This window comes from Pseudomonas sp. RIT-562 (assembly GCF_026241895.1).
Lineage (GTDB): Bacteria > Pseudomonadota > Gammaproteobacteria > Pseudomonadales > Pseudomonadaceae > Aquipseudomonas > Aquipseudomonas mandelii_F.
Window position 1 is genome coordinate 84139 of sequence record NZ_JAPJIV010000007.1, and the last position, 16391, is coordinate 100529.

Annotated in this window: 13 protein-coding genes; 11 read left to right on the plus strand and 2 right to left on the minus strand. The window is 63.8% G+C overall.

The window, feature by feature from the left end; translation table 11 throughout:
* Positions 1 to 13 precede the first annotated feature (13 nt).
* The 11 genes from ORL50_RS11365 (at position 14) to ORL50_RS11415 (ending at position 13833) form a co-directional block, all read left to right on the plus strand.
* Entirely contained in the window at positions 14 to 2113 is a 2100-nt protein-coding gene (locus ORL50_RS11365) for an acetate--CoA ligase family protein (protein WP_266014286.1), read from the plus strand.
* Between the two features lie 10 nt (positions 2114 to 2123).
* On the plus strand, positions 2124 to 3731 hold the full coding sequence (locus ORL50_RS11370; protein ID WP_266014289.1) for a 5-guanidino-2-oxopentanoate decarboxylase: 1608 nt from the start codon (positions 2124 to 2126) through the stop codon (positions 3729 to 3731).
* 36 nt (positions 3732 to 3767) lie between these two features.
* Positions 3768 to 4958: a pyridoxal phosphate-dependent aminotransferase gene (locus ORL50_RS11375; RefSeq protein WP_266014292.1), complete on the plus strand. Its 1191-nt coding sequence runs from the start codon at positions 3768 to 3770 to the stop codon at positions 4956 to 4958.
* Complete coding sequence (locus tag ORL50_RS11380; protein WP_266014295.1) at positions 4951 to 6366, plus strand: aldehyde dehydrogenase family protein; 1416 nt, start codon at positions 4951 to 4953, stop codon at positions 6364 to 6366. The genes ORL50_RS11375 and ORL50_RS11380 overlap by 8 nt, the downstream gene beginning before the upstream one ends.
* A gap of 93 nt (positions 6367 to 6459) precedes the next feature.
* Positions 6460 to 8061: an ABC transporter substrate-binding protein gene (locus ORL50_RS11385; RefSeq protein WP_266014297.1), complete on the plus strand. Its 1602-nt coding sequence runs from the start codon at positions 6460 to 6462 to the stop codon at positions 8059 to 8061.
* A gap of 165 nt (positions 8062 to 8226) precedes the next feature.
* Positions 8227 to 9186 carry an ABC transporter permease gene (locus ORL50_RS11390; protein ID WP_266014300.1) on the plus strand — a complete coding sequence of 320 codons (960 nt, stop codon included), beginning with the start codon at positions 8227 to 8229 and terminating at the stop codon, positions 9184 to 9186.
* A 3-nt stretch (positions 9187 to 9189) separates the two neighbouring features.
* Complete coding sequence (locus ORL50_RS11395) at positions 9190 to 10017, plus strand: ABC transporter permease (RefSeq protein ID WP_266014302.1); 828 nt, start codon at positions 9190 to 9192, stop codon at positions 10015 to 10017.
* A 2-nt stretch (positions 10018 to 10019) separates the two neighbouring features.
* Positions 10020 to 11675, plus strand: a complete 1656-nt coding sequence (locus ORL50_RS11400) for an ABC transporter ATP-binding protein (protein ID WP_266014304.1) — start codon at positions 10020 to 10022, stop codon at positions 11673 to 11675.
* A 9-nt stretch (positions 11676 to 11684) separates the two neighbouring features.
* Entirely contained in the window at positions 11685 to 12389 is a 705-nt protein-coding gene (locus tag ORL50_RS11405) for an NAD(P)H-dependent oxidoreductase (RefSeq protein ID WP_266014306.1), read from the plus strand.
* Between the two features lie 93 nt (positions 12390 to 12482).
* Complete coding sequence (locus ORL50_RS11410) at positions 12483 to 13409, plus strand: LysR substrate-binding domain-containing protein (RefSeq protein ID WP_266014307.1); 927 nt, start codon at positions 12483 to 12485, stop codon at positions 13407 to 13409.
* 58 nt (positions 13410 to 13467) lie between these two features.
* The gene (locus ORL50_RS11415) at positions 13468 to 13833 is read left to right on the plus strand and encodes a 5-carboxymethyl-2-hydroxymuconate Delta-isomerase (protein ID WP_266014310.1); all 366 of its coding nucleotides are present in this window, start codon (positions 13468 to 13470) and stop codon (positions 13831 to 13833) included.
* 68 nt (positions 13834 to 13901) lie between these two features.
* On the opposite strand, the gene ORL50_RS11420 is transcribed toward ORL50_RS11415, so the two are convergent.
* Positions 13902 to 14828: a LysR family transcriptional regulator gene (locus ORL50_RS11420; RefSeq protein ID WP_266014313.1), complete on the minus strand. Its 927-nt coding sequence runs from the start codon at positions 14826 to 14828 to the stop codon at positions 13902 to 13904.
* A gap of 117 nt (positions 14829 to 14945) precedes the next feature.
* On the minus strand, positions 14946 to 16130 hold the full coding sequence (locus ORL50_RS11425; RefSeq protein ID WP_266014316.1) for a cyanate transporter: 1185 nt from the start codon (positions 16128 to 16130) through the stop codon (positions 14946 to 14948).
* Positions 16131 to 16391 lie beyond the last annotated feature (261 nt).

Below are 16391 nucleotides of genomic sequence, written 5' to 3' on the forward strand. Positions count from 1 at the left end.
CTGGAGAACTCCCATGTCGCAGACTATTCGTGACAACCTCAAGCGCCTGCTCGCCCCGCGCCACCTGGCCTTTGTCGGCGGCCGCAGCATGGCGCGCGCGCTCAGGCGCTGTGCCGACGGCGGTTACCAGGGGCAGATGTGGCTGGTGAACCCGCAACACGCAAGCCTCGAAGGCGTGCCCTGTGTGCGCAGCATTGCCGAGTTGCCCTGCGGCCCGGACGCGGTGTTCATCGCCACCAATCGAGAGTTGACCCTGACCTGTGTCGCCGAGCTGGCGAGCAAGGGGGCAGGCGGCGCGATTTGCTATGCCTCGGGTTTCGCCGAGACCGGTGCCGAAGGCCAGGCCTTGCAGCAGCAGCTGCTGCGGGCAGCCGGCCAGATGGCCTTGCTCGGTCCCAACTGCTACGGCCTGCTCGACTACTTGCACCGCTCGGCGCTGTGGCCGGTGGCCCATGGCGGCAAACCGGTGGAGAAGGGCGTCGCGGTACTGACCCAGAGCGGCAACTTCGCCTACAACCTGTCGATGAGTGATCGCTCGCTGCCGGTGGCCTATATGGCTTCGGTGGGTAACCAGGCGCAGCTGGGCGTCGCCGAATTGATGGACGTGTTGCTCGACGAACCGCGAGTCACTGCCATCGGCCTGCATCTGGAAGGGCTGAAGAACGTGCCGGGTTTCGCCCGCGCCGCGCACAAGGCGCTGGAGAAAGGCATTCCGATCATCGCCTTGAAAACCGGAGTGTCGCAGATCGGTGCCGAACTGGCGCTCAGTCACACCAGTTCGCTATCCGGTTCCGACGCCCTGTACGACAGCCTGTTTGCGCGCCTGGGAGTGATCCGGGTCAGCGGGCCGGTGAGTTTTGTCGAAACGCTGAAGGCCGCAGCCTGCGGCAAACTTCCGGCGGGTGACAGCCTGATTGCCCTGGCCTGTTCCGGGGGCGACGCAGGCCTGATCGCCGACTACGCCGAACGCAACGAACTGACCTTGCCCAAGCTTGACCAGACCCAGCGTGAAGAGCTCGCACAGGTGCTGCCAAGCTATGCCAACCTGGTCAATCCGCTGGACTTCACCACAGCGATCTGGGGCGATGGCGAGGCGTTGAATCGCATGCTCGACAGTGCCCTGCGCACCGAGGCCGACGCCGCCATGCTGGTGCTCGACTATCCGGCGCAGGCCACCGGCGAGCGCAAGGAATGCGACCTGCTGCTGGAGCTTTTTTGCGCAGCACTGGTGCGCCACGGCAAGACCGGGTTTGTCACCTCAGCCTTTCCCGAACTGCTGCCGGCCAGCGCCCGTGAACGCCTGCATGACCAGGGCGTGGCGGCGCTGCAAGGGGTGGAAGATGGTCTCGCTGCGTGGGGCCGGATTGCCGGTTACCAGCGCAATCGCCAGGCACTGTTGGCGCTGGGTGAGTCGGCGTTGGTACCGCTGTGTCCCCAGGCCCTGGAAGGCGAAGGTCGCCTGCTCAACGAGTGGGATTCCAAACAGGCACTGCGCGCCTTTGGCCTGTCGACGCCCAACGGTGTATTGAGCACTGCACAAAATGCAGCAGCCGATGCCGACGCGCTGGGCTACCCGCTGGTGCTCAAGGCGGTCAGCGCGCAACTGCCGCACAAGACCGAAGCCGGCGCCGTGGCATTGAACCTGAAGGACCGCGCCGCCGTGGTCTGCGCCTTGGACAAGATGCGCGCGAGCATCGCCGCTTACGCACCGCAAGTGCCGTTCGATCAGTTGCTGCTGGAGCCGATGGCCACGCCACCGCTGGCCGAATTGATCGTCGGCATCAAACGCGAAAACGACTTCGGCCTCGCGTTGGTCATTGGCGCGGGCGGCATCCTGGTGGAGCTGCTCAAGGACAGCCGCAGCCTGCTGCTGCCGACCACCGGCGGCGCCATTCGCCGCGCGTTGCTGAGCCTGCGCAGCGCCGCGTTGCTGCAAGGTTTTCGCGGCCGTGAAGCGGCGGACCTCGATGCGCTGGTGGCCGCGATCCGCGCAGTGGCCGACTACGCCTGCGAAAACGCCGAGTCCCTGCTGGAACTCGATGTGAACCCATTGTTGGTCGGCGCCCATGGCACGACTGCGGTCGATGCGTTGATTCGCCTTGGCCACGAGTGAGGATATGAACATGCAAACCACCCCATTGACCGGCGGCCAGGCCCTGGTGCGCCTGCTGGCCAACTACGGCGTCGACACCGTGTTCGGCATCCCCGGCGTGCACACGCTGGAGCTGTACCGCGGCCTGCCGGGCAGCGGCATTCGCCATGTGCTGACCCGGCACGAACAGGGCGCCAGTTTCATGGCCGACGGTTACGCCAGGGTCAGCGGCAAACCGGGGGTGTGCTTCATCATCACTGGTCCGGGCGTGACCAACGCGGCGACCGGCATTGGCCAGGCGTACGCCGACTCGATTCCGATGCTGGTGATCTCCAGCGTCAACCACACCGCCAGCCTCGGCAAAGGCTGGGGCTGTCTGCACGAAACCCAGGATCAGCGCGCCATGACTGCACCGATCACTGCGTTTTCGGCGGTGGCGTTGAGCGCCGAGGATCTGCCTGAACTGATCGCCCGTGCCTATGCCGTGTTCGACAGCGAACGTCCGCGCCCGGTGCATATTTCGGTGCCTTTGGACGTGCTGGCGTCGCCAGTGAAACGCGATTGGAGCAACGAAGTGGTACAGCGCCCCGGACGTGGCCCGGCCTCGATCACTGCCATAGAACAAGCCGTGGCCAAGCTGCAAAACGCCAAGCGCCCGATGATCATCGCCGGTGGTGGCGCACTGCACGCCGCGCAGGAACTGCAAAGCATCAGCACCCGTCTGGCCGCGCCACTGTTCACCAGCGTCGCCGGCAAAGGCTTGCTGCCTGCGGACTCGCCGCTCAACGCCGGTTCGAGCCTGTGCGTCGAGCCTGGCTGGCAACTGATCGGCGAAGCCGACGTGGTACTGGCGGTCGGCACCGAGATGGCCGACACCGATTTCTGGCGCGAGCGCCTGCCGCTGAATGCCGAGCTGCTGCGGGTGGACATCGACCCACGCAAGTTCAACGATTTCTACCCCTGTGCGGTGGCCCTGCAAGGCGACTCACAACAAACCCTGGCGGCGCTGCTGGAACGCCTGCCCGACACCGCTCGCGACTGCGCTGCAGCCAGCGCCAGCGTGGCGAAACTGCGTGACGCAGTGAAGAGCAGCCACGGCCCGCTGCAGTTGATCCACCAGGCAATTCTCGAACGCATCGCCGCCGAGCTGCCGGACAACGCCTTCATCAGCACCGACATGACCCAGTTGGCCTACACCGGCAACTACGCCTTCAACAGCCGGGCGCCGCGCAGTTGGCTGCATCCGACCGGTTACGGCACCTTGGGTTATGGGCTGCCGGCCGGCATCGGCGCCAAGTTCGGCGCGCCCAATCGCCCTGGCCTGGTGCTGGTGGGTGACGGTGGTTTCCTTTACACCGCGCAGGAACTGGCGACAGCGGTCGAGGAACTGGATAGCCCGCTGGTGGTGTTGCTGTGGAACAACGATGCCCTGGGGCAAATCCGCGACGACATGCTCGGCCTGGATATCGAGCCGATTGGCGTGCTGCCACGCAATCCGGATTTCGCCGCTTTGGGTCGCGCGTTCGGTTGCACCGTGACACAGCCGCAAAGCCTGGCCGAGTTGCAGACCGATCTGCGGCATGGCTTCAAGCGTAACGGCGTGACCCTGATCGAACTCAAGCATGCCTGTGCGCATTGATTTTCATTTTTCGCGGCTGTTTACAAGGAGCAGGCCATGCGTTTTTCCGATCTGACCCAACGAATCTCCGGTGACGGCGCCGCCGCCTGGGATATCCATTACCGCGCGCTGGCGTTGCAGGAGCAGGGCGAAGACATTCTGCTGCTATCAGTGGGCGATCCGGATTTCGACACCCCGGTACCGATTGTCCAGGCGGCTATCGACAGCCTGCTCAATGGCCACACGCACTACGCCGACGTGCGCGGCAAGCGGGCCTTGCGTGAAGCCATTGCCAGGCGCCACCAGCAGCGCAGCGGCCAGGTGGTGTCGGCCGATCAGGTCACGGTGCTCGCCGGTGCCCAGTGCGCGCTGTTTTGCGTGGCCCAGTGTGTACTCAATCCGGGTGACGAGGTGATCGTTGCCGAACCGATGTACGTCACCTACGAAGCGGTATTCGGCGCCTGCGGTGCGGTGGTGATCCCGGTGCCGGTGCGTCCCGAAAATGGCTTTCGGGTATTGCCCGAAGACGTTGCCGCGCGCATCACCCCGCGTACCCGTGCGCTGGCGTTGAACAGCCCGCACAACCCTTCCGGCGCCAGCCTGCCGCGCAGCACCTGGCAGGCGCTGGCCGGGCTGTGCATCGCCCATGACCTGTGGCTGATTTCCGATGAGGTCTATAGCGAACTGCTGTTCGAAGGCGAACACGTGAGCCCGGCGAGTTTGCCGGGGATGGCCGAGCGCACCGCGACGCTCAACAGCCTGTCGAAATCCCACGCCATGACCGGCTGGCGAGTCGGTTGGACGGTGGCGCCGACAGCGTTGGCGGTGCACCTGGAAAACCTCGCGCTGTGCATGTTGTACGGCTCCCCGGAGTTCATTCAGGACGCCGCCGTCGTCGCCCTGGACAGTCACTTGCCGGAACTGGAAGCCATGCGTGAAGCCTATCGCCAGCGCCGCGACCTGGTGTGTGCAAGCCTCGCCGATTGCCCAGGCGTGCGCGCCTTGAAACCCGATGGCGGGATGTTCGTGATGGTCGATATTCGCGAAACCGGGCTCAGCGCCCAGGCGTTCGCCGACCGCCTGCTCGACCGCCATGGCGTCTCGGTCTTGGCCGGTGAAGCGTTTGGGCCGAGTGCTGCCGGTCACATCCGCCTGGGCCTGGTGGTGGGGGCAGAACACCTGCGCGACGCCTGCCAACGCATCGCCCGTTGTGCCAGTGAACTGATGGAGACCCGACACTATGCATGACTACAAGGCGCTGTTTATCGATGGCCGCTGGCAGGCTCCATCGGGCCAGGGCATCGCTGCGGTGATCAACCCGGCGACCGAGACCGCCGCCGGCTCGGTGCCGCTGGGCGACGAGCGTGATGTCGACAGCGCAGTCGCTGCCGCACGGCGAGCCTTCGGCCCTTGGTCGCGCACGCCTTCAAGCGTTCGCGCCGGCTACATTCGTGCGCTTGCCGGGCAACTGCGCCAGCATGCGGACGCGATGGCGGCGGTGATCACCGCCGAACTGGGCATGCCGGTGCAGTGGTGCCGCGCGGTCCAGGTCGACGGGCCTATCGAAGGGCTTGAGCAATATATCGAGCTGGCCGGCCTGATGGATGAAGTGCGCGAGGTCGGCAACTCCATGGTGGTCCGCGAAGCGGTTGGCGTATGCGCGTTTATCAATCCGTGGAACTACCCGCTGCATCAGTTGATCGGCAAGCTGGCGCCGGCGCTGGCCGCCGGGTGCACGGTGGTGGTCAAGCCGAGTCAGGAAACGCCGCTGCACGCATTCTTCCTGGCGCAGATGATCGAAGCCATCGGCTTGCCTGCGGGGGTGTTCAACCTGGTCAGCGGGCCGGGTGCAAAAGTCGGCGAAGCGCTGGCCAGGCATCCAGATGTGGACATGGTGTCGTTCACTGGCTCCACCGGCGCCGGCGTGCGCGTGGCCCAGGCGGCTGCACCATCGGTCAAGCGCGTGTGCCTGGAACTGGGCGGCAAGTCGCCGCTGCTGATCGCCGAGGACGCCGACCTGGGCGCCGCAGTGCGCTATGGCGTGCAGGACGTGATGATCAACTCCGGCCAGACCTGCACCGCACTGACCCGCATGCTGCTGCCGGCAAACCGTTACGCCGAGGCCGTGGAGATCGCCGTTGCCGAAGCCCGGGGCTTGCGCATGGGGGATCCGCTGGACCCGCAGAGCTTCCTTGGCCCGATGTGTTCGGCGGCCCAGCGACGCACTGTGCGGGACTACATCCAGGTCGGCCAACAGGAAGGTGCGCGCCTGGTATACGGCGGCGAGGCCGCAGAGGAATTCGAGCGAGGGTTCTACGTCCGGCCGACATTATTTGCCGACGTCGACAACCGCATGCGCATCGCCCAAGAGGAAATTTTTGGCCCGGTGTTGTGCCTGATTCCCTACGCCGATGAGGCACAGGCCATCCAGATCGCCAACGACTCGCCATTCGGCCTGTCCAGCGGCGTCTGGACCGGCACCCCGGAACGGGCTCTGAGCCTGGCGCGGCAGCTGCGCGCTGGTCAGTGTTTTCTCAATGGCGCGGCGTTCAACTATCAGGCGCCGTTCGGTGGCTACAAGCAGTCGGGCAATGGCCGTGAATGGGGAGAAGAAGGACTCAGCGAATTTGTCGAAGTGAAGGCGATTCAGGTGTGAATCCTGATGAGGTAAACGATAACCGCACCGGGCCTTGGCCCGGTGTCTTGCGTGGTTTAAGGCGGTAACTCATTTTTGATCAGGGGCAATCCGATGAGCGATAACAACAACAAGATTACTCAAGCGAACCATGAATCCAGTTTCCCGCGCAGGGACTTTCTGAAATACAGTGCCATGGCCGCAGCCGTCGCCGGCGCGTTCTCCATGGGGCTGCCGATGGGCGCGTTGGCGGCAGAGGCCACGCCCAAACCCGGCGGCGTCCTGCGCCTTGGCCTGGCCGGCGCCAGCACCACCGACTCGCGTGATCCCGGGACCTGGGTCGATACATTCACCTTCGTGGGCTTCTCGGCGATCTACAACACCCTGAGCGAAATCGCCGTCGACGGCACGGCAATTCCGGAGCTGGCCGAGAGCTGGACGTCGACCCCGGACGCGCGAGTCTGGACTTTCAAGCTGCGCCCGGGCGTGACCTTCCACAACGGCAAGAGCCTGACGGCCGACGACGTTGTCGCCTCGATCCAGCATCACCTGGGTGAAAAATCCACTTCTGCCGCCAAGACCGTGTTGGGCGATGTGGCCAAGGTCAGTGCCCAGGGCAGCGACAGCGTGGTGTTCGAATTGCATTCGGGCAACGCTGATTTCGCTTATGTGGTCGCCGACTATCACTTGGTGATCATGCCGTCCAAGGACGGCGTACCAGACTGGCAGGCCGGCGTCGGCACCGGTGGTTATCGTCTCAAAGACTACGAGCCCGGCGTGCGCATGGGCCTGGAGCGCAGCCCGGATTACTGGAAACCCGGCCGCGCGCATTTCGCCAGTGCCGAGCTGATCGCGATCGCCGACGGTGCGGCGCGCATCAACGCGCTGGTGACCGGGCAGGTTGATGTGATCAACAAGGTCGACCTGAAAACCGTGGCCCTGCTCAAGCGCAATCCGAACCTGGTGATCGAGGAAACCAAAGGCGCCCAGCATTACACCTTCCCCATGCTGTGCGACGCCCAGCAGTTCCAGGACAACAATATTCGCCTGGCGATGAAGCATGCGATCAACCGCGAAACCCTGCTCGCCTCGGTGCTGCACGGCTACGGCCTGGTGGGTAACGATCATCCGATCCAGCCCGGCAGTCGCTTCATCAACCCTGCGCTGGAACAGCGTGCCTACGACCCGGACAAGGCGCGCTTCTACCTGCGCCAGGCCGGAGTCGACTCGCTGAAAGTGCGCCTGCAGGCTTCCGATGCGGCGTATACCGGCGCAGTCGATGCGTCGGTGCTGTTCAAGGAGCAGGCGCGCCAGGCCGGGATCGAGATCGATGTGGTGCGCGAGCCGGCCGATGGTTTCTTCTCCAATGTCTGGATGAAGCAGCCGTTCACCACTTCGTTCTGGTACAGCAGCCTGACCGCCGACCGCATGTTCAGCATCGGCTACGCCAAGGGGGCGGCGTGGAACGAAACCCACTGGGACAACCCGCGTTTCAACCAGCTGTTGAACGCCGCCCGAGGCGAGATGAACGACCCGCTGCGCCGCGAGATGTACAACGAAATGCAGGCGCTGTGCCGGGACGACGGCGGGGCGATCGTGCCGCTGTTCGCCAGCTCCGTGGCCGCGCGTTCCAACCGGGTGGCGCACGGTGGGCAAACCGCGCCATACGGCGAGCTCGATGGCCTGCGCGTGATCGAGCGGTGGTGGCAAGCATAAAAATCTCCAACCACTGGAGATCAAACTGTGGGAGCGGGCTTGCTCGCGAATGCTGTGTGTCATTCAACGAGCTTATCGACTGACACAACGCCTTCGCGAGCAAGCCCGCTCCCACAGTGGAAGTGAGTTGTGTGCAAAAGCGTAGCTATTTCGAGGAACTGCACGATGAATAGTATTTTCAAGCTGCTCTTCCAGCGCCTGGCGTTGGGACTGTTATCGCTGCTGGCGGTATCGGTCATCATCTTCCTGGCCGTCGGCATGCTCCCGGGCGATATCGCCCAGGCCATGCTCGGTCAATCTGCCACAGCGGAAACCGTGGCAGCCTTTCGCGCGCAATTGGGGCTCGACCTGCCGCCACTGACGCGCTTTGGCCACTGGATCTGGAACGTCGTGCAAGGCGACCTTGGCGTGTCCCTGGCCAACCAGCGGCCCATCGCTGACCTGGTCGCGTCGCGCCTGGGCAACACCTTCAGCCTCGCGTTGCTGGCGGCACTGGTGTCGGTGCCGCTGGCTTTGTTGCTGGGGATGCTCGCGGCGCTGTATCGCAACAGCTGGTTCGACCGCCTGCTCAACACCTCGGCCTTGAGCGCGGTATCGTTCCCCGAGTTCTTCGTGGCCTACATCCTGATCCTGGTGTTCGCGGTCAAGCTGAACTGGTTCCCGAGCATCTCCAACCTCGCGCCCGACGCCTCGCTGTTAACCGTGCTGGAGCGCTCGGTGTTGCCGGTCGCCACCCTGAGCCTGGTCGTGATTGCGCAGATGATGCGCATGACCCGCGCCTCGCTGATCAACCTGCTGGCCAGCCCCTACATCGAAATGGCCCGGCTCAAAGGCATCAGCCAGTCGCGCATCATCTTCCGGCATGCCTTGCCCAATGCGCTGGCGCCCATCGTCAACGTGGTGGCGCTGAACCTGGCTTACCTGGTGGTCGGCGTAGTGGTGGTCGAAGTGGTGTTTGTCTATCCGGGCCTCGGCCAGTTGCTGGTGGACTCGGTGGCCAAGCGCGACATTCCGGTGGTACAGGCCTGCAGCCTGATCTTTGCCGCGACCTACATCCTGCTCAATACCTCGGCCGATGTGCTGTCCATCGCCAGCAACCCACGCCTGATGCATCCGAAGGGGTAGACCATGAACCTGCTCAAACAGATATTCCGGGCGCCCTTGAGTGCCAAGTTCGGCCTGCTGGTGATCGTGCTCTACATCCTCGTCGCCGTGTTCGCGCCGCTGCTCGCGCCCTACGGCGAAACCCAGGTAGTGGGTGAGGGGTTTGCTCCCTGGAGCGGCCAGTTCCTGCTGGGCACCGATAACCTCGGTCGCGACATGTTCAGTCGCCTGGTCTACGGCGCGCGCAACACACTGGGCATCGCTTTTCTGACCACGTTGCTGGCGTTCCTCCTCGGCGGCCTGAGCGGTTTGGTCGCGGCAATCAAGGGTGGCTGGATCGACCAGGGTCTGTCACGGGTGGTTGATATTCTGATGGCAATCCCGCAGCTGATCTTCGCCTTGCTGATTCTCAGCGTGGTGGGCACCACGGCCACCTCGCTGGTGCTGGTGATCGCCCTGCTGGATGCGACGCGGGTGTTTCGCCTGTCCCGCGCGGTGGCGATGACTGTGGTGGTCCAGGACTTCGTCGAGGCGGCCCGCCTGCGGGGCGAAGGCCTGTGGTGGCTGGTGACGCGCGAAGTGCTGCCGAACGCCGCCGCACCGCTGATTGCCGAGTTCGGCCTGCGCTTCTGCTTCGTGTTCCTGTTCATCAGCGCGCTGTCGTTTCTCGGCCTGGGCATTCAACCGCCGACCGCCGACTGGGGTAGCATGGTCCGCGACAACGCGGTGCTGATCACCTTCGGCGACATCAGTCCATTATTGCCGGCCCTGGCGGTGGCGTTGATCACGGTCAGCGTGAACTTCGTCGTCGACTGGATGCTGCACAAATCCAGCGGCCTCAAGGAGTGCTGAACATGAATACCCGCAACCCGGAAAAACCGCTGCTGGAAATCCGCGACCTGCACATCGAAGGTCACTACGAGGATGCCTGGCATCCGCTGATCAAGGGCATCGACCTGACGTTGCAGCGCGGTGAAGTGCTGGGGCTGATCGGCGAGTCGGGTGCCGGCAAGTCGACCCTCGGTCTCGCCGCCATGGGTTATACCCGCGACGGCTGTCGGGTAACCGGCGGCTCGGTGCATTTCGACGGCATCGACCTGTTGCACGCCAAGCCCGAAGCCTTGCGCAAACTGCGTGGGCTGCGCATTGCGTATGTGGCGCAAAGCGCTGCGGCATCCTTCAATCCGGCCCACCGGCTGATCGACCAGCACGTCGAAACGGCGGTGAAAAATGGCGGCGTCAGTCGGGCCCAGGCCATGGCTGAAGCAGTCGAGTTGTATCGGGTGCTGCGCCTGCCGAATCCGGAACAGATCGGCCAGCGTTATCCGCACCAGGTCTCCGGTGGACAACTGCAGCGGGTCATGACCGCGATGGCGATGGCCTGCCATCCGGACCTGATCATCTTTGACGAACCGACCACCGCCCTCGACGTCACCACGCAAATCGAAGTGCTGGCGGCTATTCGTGAGGCGATAGCCACCTTCGGCAGCGCAGCGATCTACATCAGTCATGACCTCGCCGTGGTGGCGCAAATGGCCGACCGCATCATGGTGCTGCGCCACGGCAAATTGGTGGAAGAAGCCGAGACTCGGCAGATGCTCGGCAATCCGCAGCAGGATTACACCAAGTCGCTATGGGCGGTACGCAGTTTCCGCACCGAGCCCAAGCCGTGCCCGCAGCAGGAACGACCGTTGCTGGAGTTGCGCAAGAGTTGCGCCAGCTACGGCCAGCAACCGGTACTCCACGATGTCTCCCTGAGCCTGTATCGCGGCCAGACCCTGGCGGTGATCGGCGAGTCCGGCAGCGGCAAAAGCTCCACGGCGCGGCTCATCACCGGCCTGCTGCCGCCGACTTCAGGGCAGGTGCTGTACGACGGCGAAGCGCTGCCGGCGGACTTTCGCCAGCGCAGCAAGGAGCAGCTGCGGCGCATCCAGATGATCTATCAGATCCCCGATACCGCGCTGAACCCGCGCCAGCGTATCGTCGACATCATCGGCCGGCCCCTGACGTTTTACCTGGGCCTCAAGGGCCAGGCGCTGCGCGCACGGGTCGCCGAATTGCTCGAGATGATCGAGCTCGATCCGGCGAAGTTCATGGAGCGCCAGCCCCGGGAATTATCCGGCGGGCAGAAACAGCGGGTGTGCATCGCTCGCGCACTGGCGGCCGATCCGCAGCTGATCATTTGCGATGAGGTCACCTCGGCGCTCGATCAACTGGTCGCCGAAGGCGTGCTCAAACTCCTCAACCGCATTCAGCAGCAACTGGGCGTCGCCTATCTGTTCATCACCCACGACGTCGCTACCGTGCGTGCGATTGCCGATGAGGTGCTGGTGATGCAGCGGGGCAGGGTAGTTGACCACGGCTCGCGCAGCGCGATTTTCACCCCTCCGCACCAGGACTACACCGGACTGCTGTTTTCCTCAGAACCGCAAATGGACCCCGACTGGCTTGACCGGTTGCTGGCGTCCCGTGCGCTACCTTCTTCCAATACCCAGCTTGTCAGCGTTTAAGGAACAACCATGAAAGTACTGATCGTTCACGCCCATCCCGAGCCAAACTCCTTCACCGCAGCCTTGCGCGACCAGGCTGTCACAACGCTCGAAGCCCAGGGCCACGAAGTCAAAGTCAGCGACCTGTACGCGATGAACTGGAACCCGGTGGCCAGCGCCGACGATTTCTCCGCGCGGGACAATCCCGACTACCTGGTGTATGCCCTGGAGCAGCGCCTTGGCGTCAAGAGCCAGTCCCTGGCGCCGGACATCCAGCAGGAGCTTGAGAAACTCCTGTGGGCTGACCTGTTGATCCTCAACTTCCCGATTTTTTGGTTCTCCACCCCGGCGATCCTCAAGGGCTGGATCGATCGGGTGCTGGTCTCTGGCATCTGTTACGGCGGCAAACGCTTCTACGACCAAGGCGGCCTGAGCGGCAAGAAGGCGCTGGTCACCGTCACGCTCGGCGGGCGCGAGCACATGTTCGGCGACGGCGCGATTCACGGCCCGCTGGAAGACATGCTGCGGCCAATCCTGCGCGGCACCCTGGCCTACGTTGGCTTCGACGTGCTGCAACCCTTCGTCGCCTGGCACGTGCCATACATCAGCGGCGAGGCGCGCCAGGGCTTCTTGCGCGATTATCAGCAGCGCCTGGAGCACCTGGGCGACGAGCAGCCGCTGGTGTTCCCGCGCCTGGCGCAGTTCGATGAGGCGTTGTACCCGCTGCCTGTGTAACGGCCTGATCCCGGCGCTGGCGTTCATGCCGATGGACGCCAGGCCCCCGGTCTTTCTACACTGCCCGCAGTCTAGGGGACCGGGGGACAACGGATGAATCGCAATGAGCTACGCAAGGCCGACATCAACCTGATGGTGGTGTTCGAGACATTGATGCTCGAACGCAACGTCACGCGGGTGGCTGAAAAGCTGTTTCTCGGCCAGCCGACCATCAGCTCGGCGCTCAACCGCCTGCGCACCCTGTTCAACGACCCGTTGTTCATTCGGGTCGGCCACCGCATGGAGCCCACGGCGCGGGCCGAAGAGTTGATCCAGTACCTGTCGCCAGCCCTGGATTCGCTGTCGATCGCCCTGAGCCTGACCCACGACTTCGATCCTGCGGTCAGCACCATGACCTTTCGCATCGGCCTGTCCGATGACGTCGAATTCGGCCTGCTGCCGCCGCTGTTGCGCGCCCTGCGCCAAGAGGCGCCGAAAGTGGTGTTCGTGGTCCAGCATGTCGACTACTGGCGCATTCCCGACTTGCTGGCGTCCGGTGATATCACCGTCGGCATCAGCCAGACCCGCGGCCTGCCGGCCAACGCCAAGCGCAAACTGCTGCGCCACATCCAGCCGAGCATCCTGCGCGCCGATGCATCCGACACCCCGTTGACCCTCGATGAATACTGCGCGCGTCCCCACGTGCTGGTGTCCCACACCGCCAACGTCAGTGGCTACGCCGATGAATGGCTGGCAGAGATTGGCCGCACCCGCCAGGTGGTGCTGTCGGTGCCGCAGTACAGCTCGTTGCCGGCGCTATTGGCCGGCACCGACCTGATCGCCAGTCTGCCGGACTACACGGCCGAAGCCATGGCCGCGTCGGGCTCGCTGTTCAAAGAGCCATTCCCGTTCAAGACGCCGACCCTCGACCTGTCGATGGTCTGGCTCAGCCACGTCGACACCGACCCTGCCGAACGCTGGCTGCGCAAACGCCTGGAAACTTTCATGAGTGCTACCGACCTCATGGCCCCGGCGCCGTAAGTCAGATCACTCTGTGCTATACGTACTACCCTGCCGCCAACTTCAAGGAGCAATCGACATGCCCCACCTGCACATGGAATACACCGCCAACCTGCCGGGACTGAACGCCGACGTGGCCTTGATCCGGCTGAACAACACTCTGGTGGGCTCCGGCCAGTTCGGCGCAGAATTCGACATCAAGAGCCGCGCGATCAAGGTCGAGACGTTCAAGGTTGGCACCGCCATGGGCGAGCGCGGGTTTGTGCATGTGAAGCTGGCGCTGCTCAGCGGGCGATCGCCGCAGATCAAGAAGCAACTGTCGGAGAGCCTGCTGGCGGTGGTGCAGGATTTGTGCGAGTGGCCGGCGGGGGTGGAGGTGCAGCTGTGCGTGGAGATTCTGGATATCGATCGGGAGTCTTATTCTAAGACGGCGGTGGGGCACTGAGTTGGCTGCAACCGTCAGCTAACAGGCTCACTTACCCTCGAGTGAGCCTTGGTTTTTCAGCTGCCTGATCATTGCCGGTTACAGGCAAGGTCGATTTGCTCGCGCAGCCAGCAGTTCGCGCCGTCATGTTCAACTGCCTGATGCCACTGCACATCCAGGGTGAAACCCGGCAACCCCACCGGCGCTTCGCAGCACTCAAACCCGCCATCGTCAGCCAGCAACTGCTGAATCCGCCTCGGCAGCGTCACCACGAACTCCGTCCCGATGATCATCTTCAGCGCCGCACCATAACTGTTGGCCCGCGCTACGACCTGGCGACTCAGACCCTGTTGCGCCAGCCAGCCGTCGACCATATTGCTGCTGGAAGTCCACGGAGTCGGGAACACGTGGCGGCGTTCGATGAACGCCTCCACGCTCAAGCGCTGCTCGCCGGGTGCGGTGGGTTTGTCGAAGACGCAGACCAGCTCATCTTCCAGCAGAGTCGCAGACTGGATGTCACCATGGTTGCCATGGAAATTCGGGCCGAAGCAAATCACCAGATCGAGGCTGCCGTCGCGCAAGGCTTGCGCCGGAATGTCAGTTTCGAGTTTGTGCACGTTGACGGTCACCGGCCAGTCGGCGAAGGCGAAGCGCTTGAGCAGGCGTGGCAGGAGCAGTTGTTCGAAGTATTCCGGGGCGCACAGGTTAAAAGTGGTGGGTCGCAGGGCGGGGTCGAAGGTTGCCGCGCCAGCGTGGCACAGGTTGATCTGTTCGAGCACCTTCAGCACGTGCGGGTACATGCTGTCGGCTTTGTAGGTGGGCTGCATGCCAGCGCGGCTGTTGATGAACAATTCATCGGCGAAAGCCGCGCGCAGTTTTTTCAGGCAGTAGCTTACCGTCGACTGGCTGACGCACAGGGCTTCGGACACGCCGGTGGCGTTGTTCTGCTGGTACACGGCGACGAAGACCATGAGGTCTTGCATGTCGAGTTTTCTAAGCAAGTTGCTGATCAGCATCCATTCCGTCTCGCAGTGCTGGCTGCGCGGGGCGGCGCAACAGTCTGCGCAGGATCCTAACGGATCAGCGGGGTCAGGAGAATGCTGATCGCACTGCTTTAGCACTTGCCTGCGCGATCAGCGAATGTGTTGCGCGTAATGCCGCGGGTCGAAGCGCAGGACCATCAGGATCATCAGCGCCACCACGGCGGTCAGCGCCCACCAGGCCCATTCGAAGCTGCCCAGTTGATCGCGGATCAGCCCGGCGAGCAGCGGCGAAACTCCGGCAATCAGGTAGCCGATACCTTGCACGAAGGCGGTCAGGCTGCCGGCGCGTCGCGGGGTGTCGAGGTGGTCCATGGACACGATCAGGCTCATCGGGAACAGACCGCCAATGCCCAGCCCCAGCAGGCATGGCCACACCAGGCTGAAGTGTTGCGGGCTGAGGATCAATCCGCAGAAGCCGGCCATGATCAGTGCCAGCAACACCACCAGGACCAGGCGGCGGTCACGGCTGCGGTTGGCGATGGCCGGGGTTGCCAGGCCGGACAGCACTTCCATGGCCGTCAGGAAACCCAGGAGCAGGCCGGCGTCCTGCTCGCTCCAGCCTTTTTCCATGTAGTACGGCGCCAGCCAGGCCAGGACGCAGGTGTAGGACGCGGTGCCCAAGCCGAAAAAGATAGCGAGCAGCCAGGCTCGGGAATTGTTGAAAAACCGCTCGTTGCCGGCCGGCCTTGATTCGCTCAGTGGCTGCTGCGCGGGCTGCGCCATCCAGAAGATCAGTGCCACCAGCGCCAGCACGGCCCAGACCGCCAGGCCAATTCGCCAACTTCCGGTGCGGATCATTACCAGCGGGGCGAAGGAGGCGGCGATGGCCGCGCCACCCATGATCGAGGTGACGTAGAGGCCCATGCACAAGGCGACGTGATCGCTAAAGCGGGATTTGATCAGGGCTGGCATCAGCGCCTGGATCAGGGCAATGCCGACGCCCGCCAACACGGCGCTGAAGATCAGTTCGGCGGCGGAGTCGAGGAACAGGCGTGATGCGGTGGCCGCGCCGATGATCAGCAGCGACAAGATCACCGTCCGTTGCTCGCCCAGGCGCTGGCTGACGGCGATGCCAAAAAACATCGCCACGCCCATCGCCATCACCGGGAGCATGGTCAGCAGCGAGGCCAGGCTGAAGCTCAGTGCAACATCGCCACGTATCGCCGACAGCAGCGGGCCGACGGCGGCCATAGAGGGGCGCAGGTTGAGCGCGACCAGGACAATGGCGAGCATCAGCAGAATGGCGGGACGGGTGGCGGCGCGGACATTTTCCATGGATCGGACCTTGAGTGAACAAGGGGTGATTAGGCGGGCGAGGGTTGGGGGGCGGCAAATCAGAAAGTCTGTTCAGGTATTTAAAAGTTAAATACACAACCCCGTAGCAGCTGGCGAAGCCTGCGTTGGGTCGCGCAGCGGCCCCAGGTTTCTAAGGCAGAAACTCAATCGCCTGAGATAGCGCCTGCTTCGCAGGCGAACGCAGCCTTCGGCAGCTGCTACAAATTGGGCGCCACTGGTTTTTGTAGCAGCTGGCGCAGC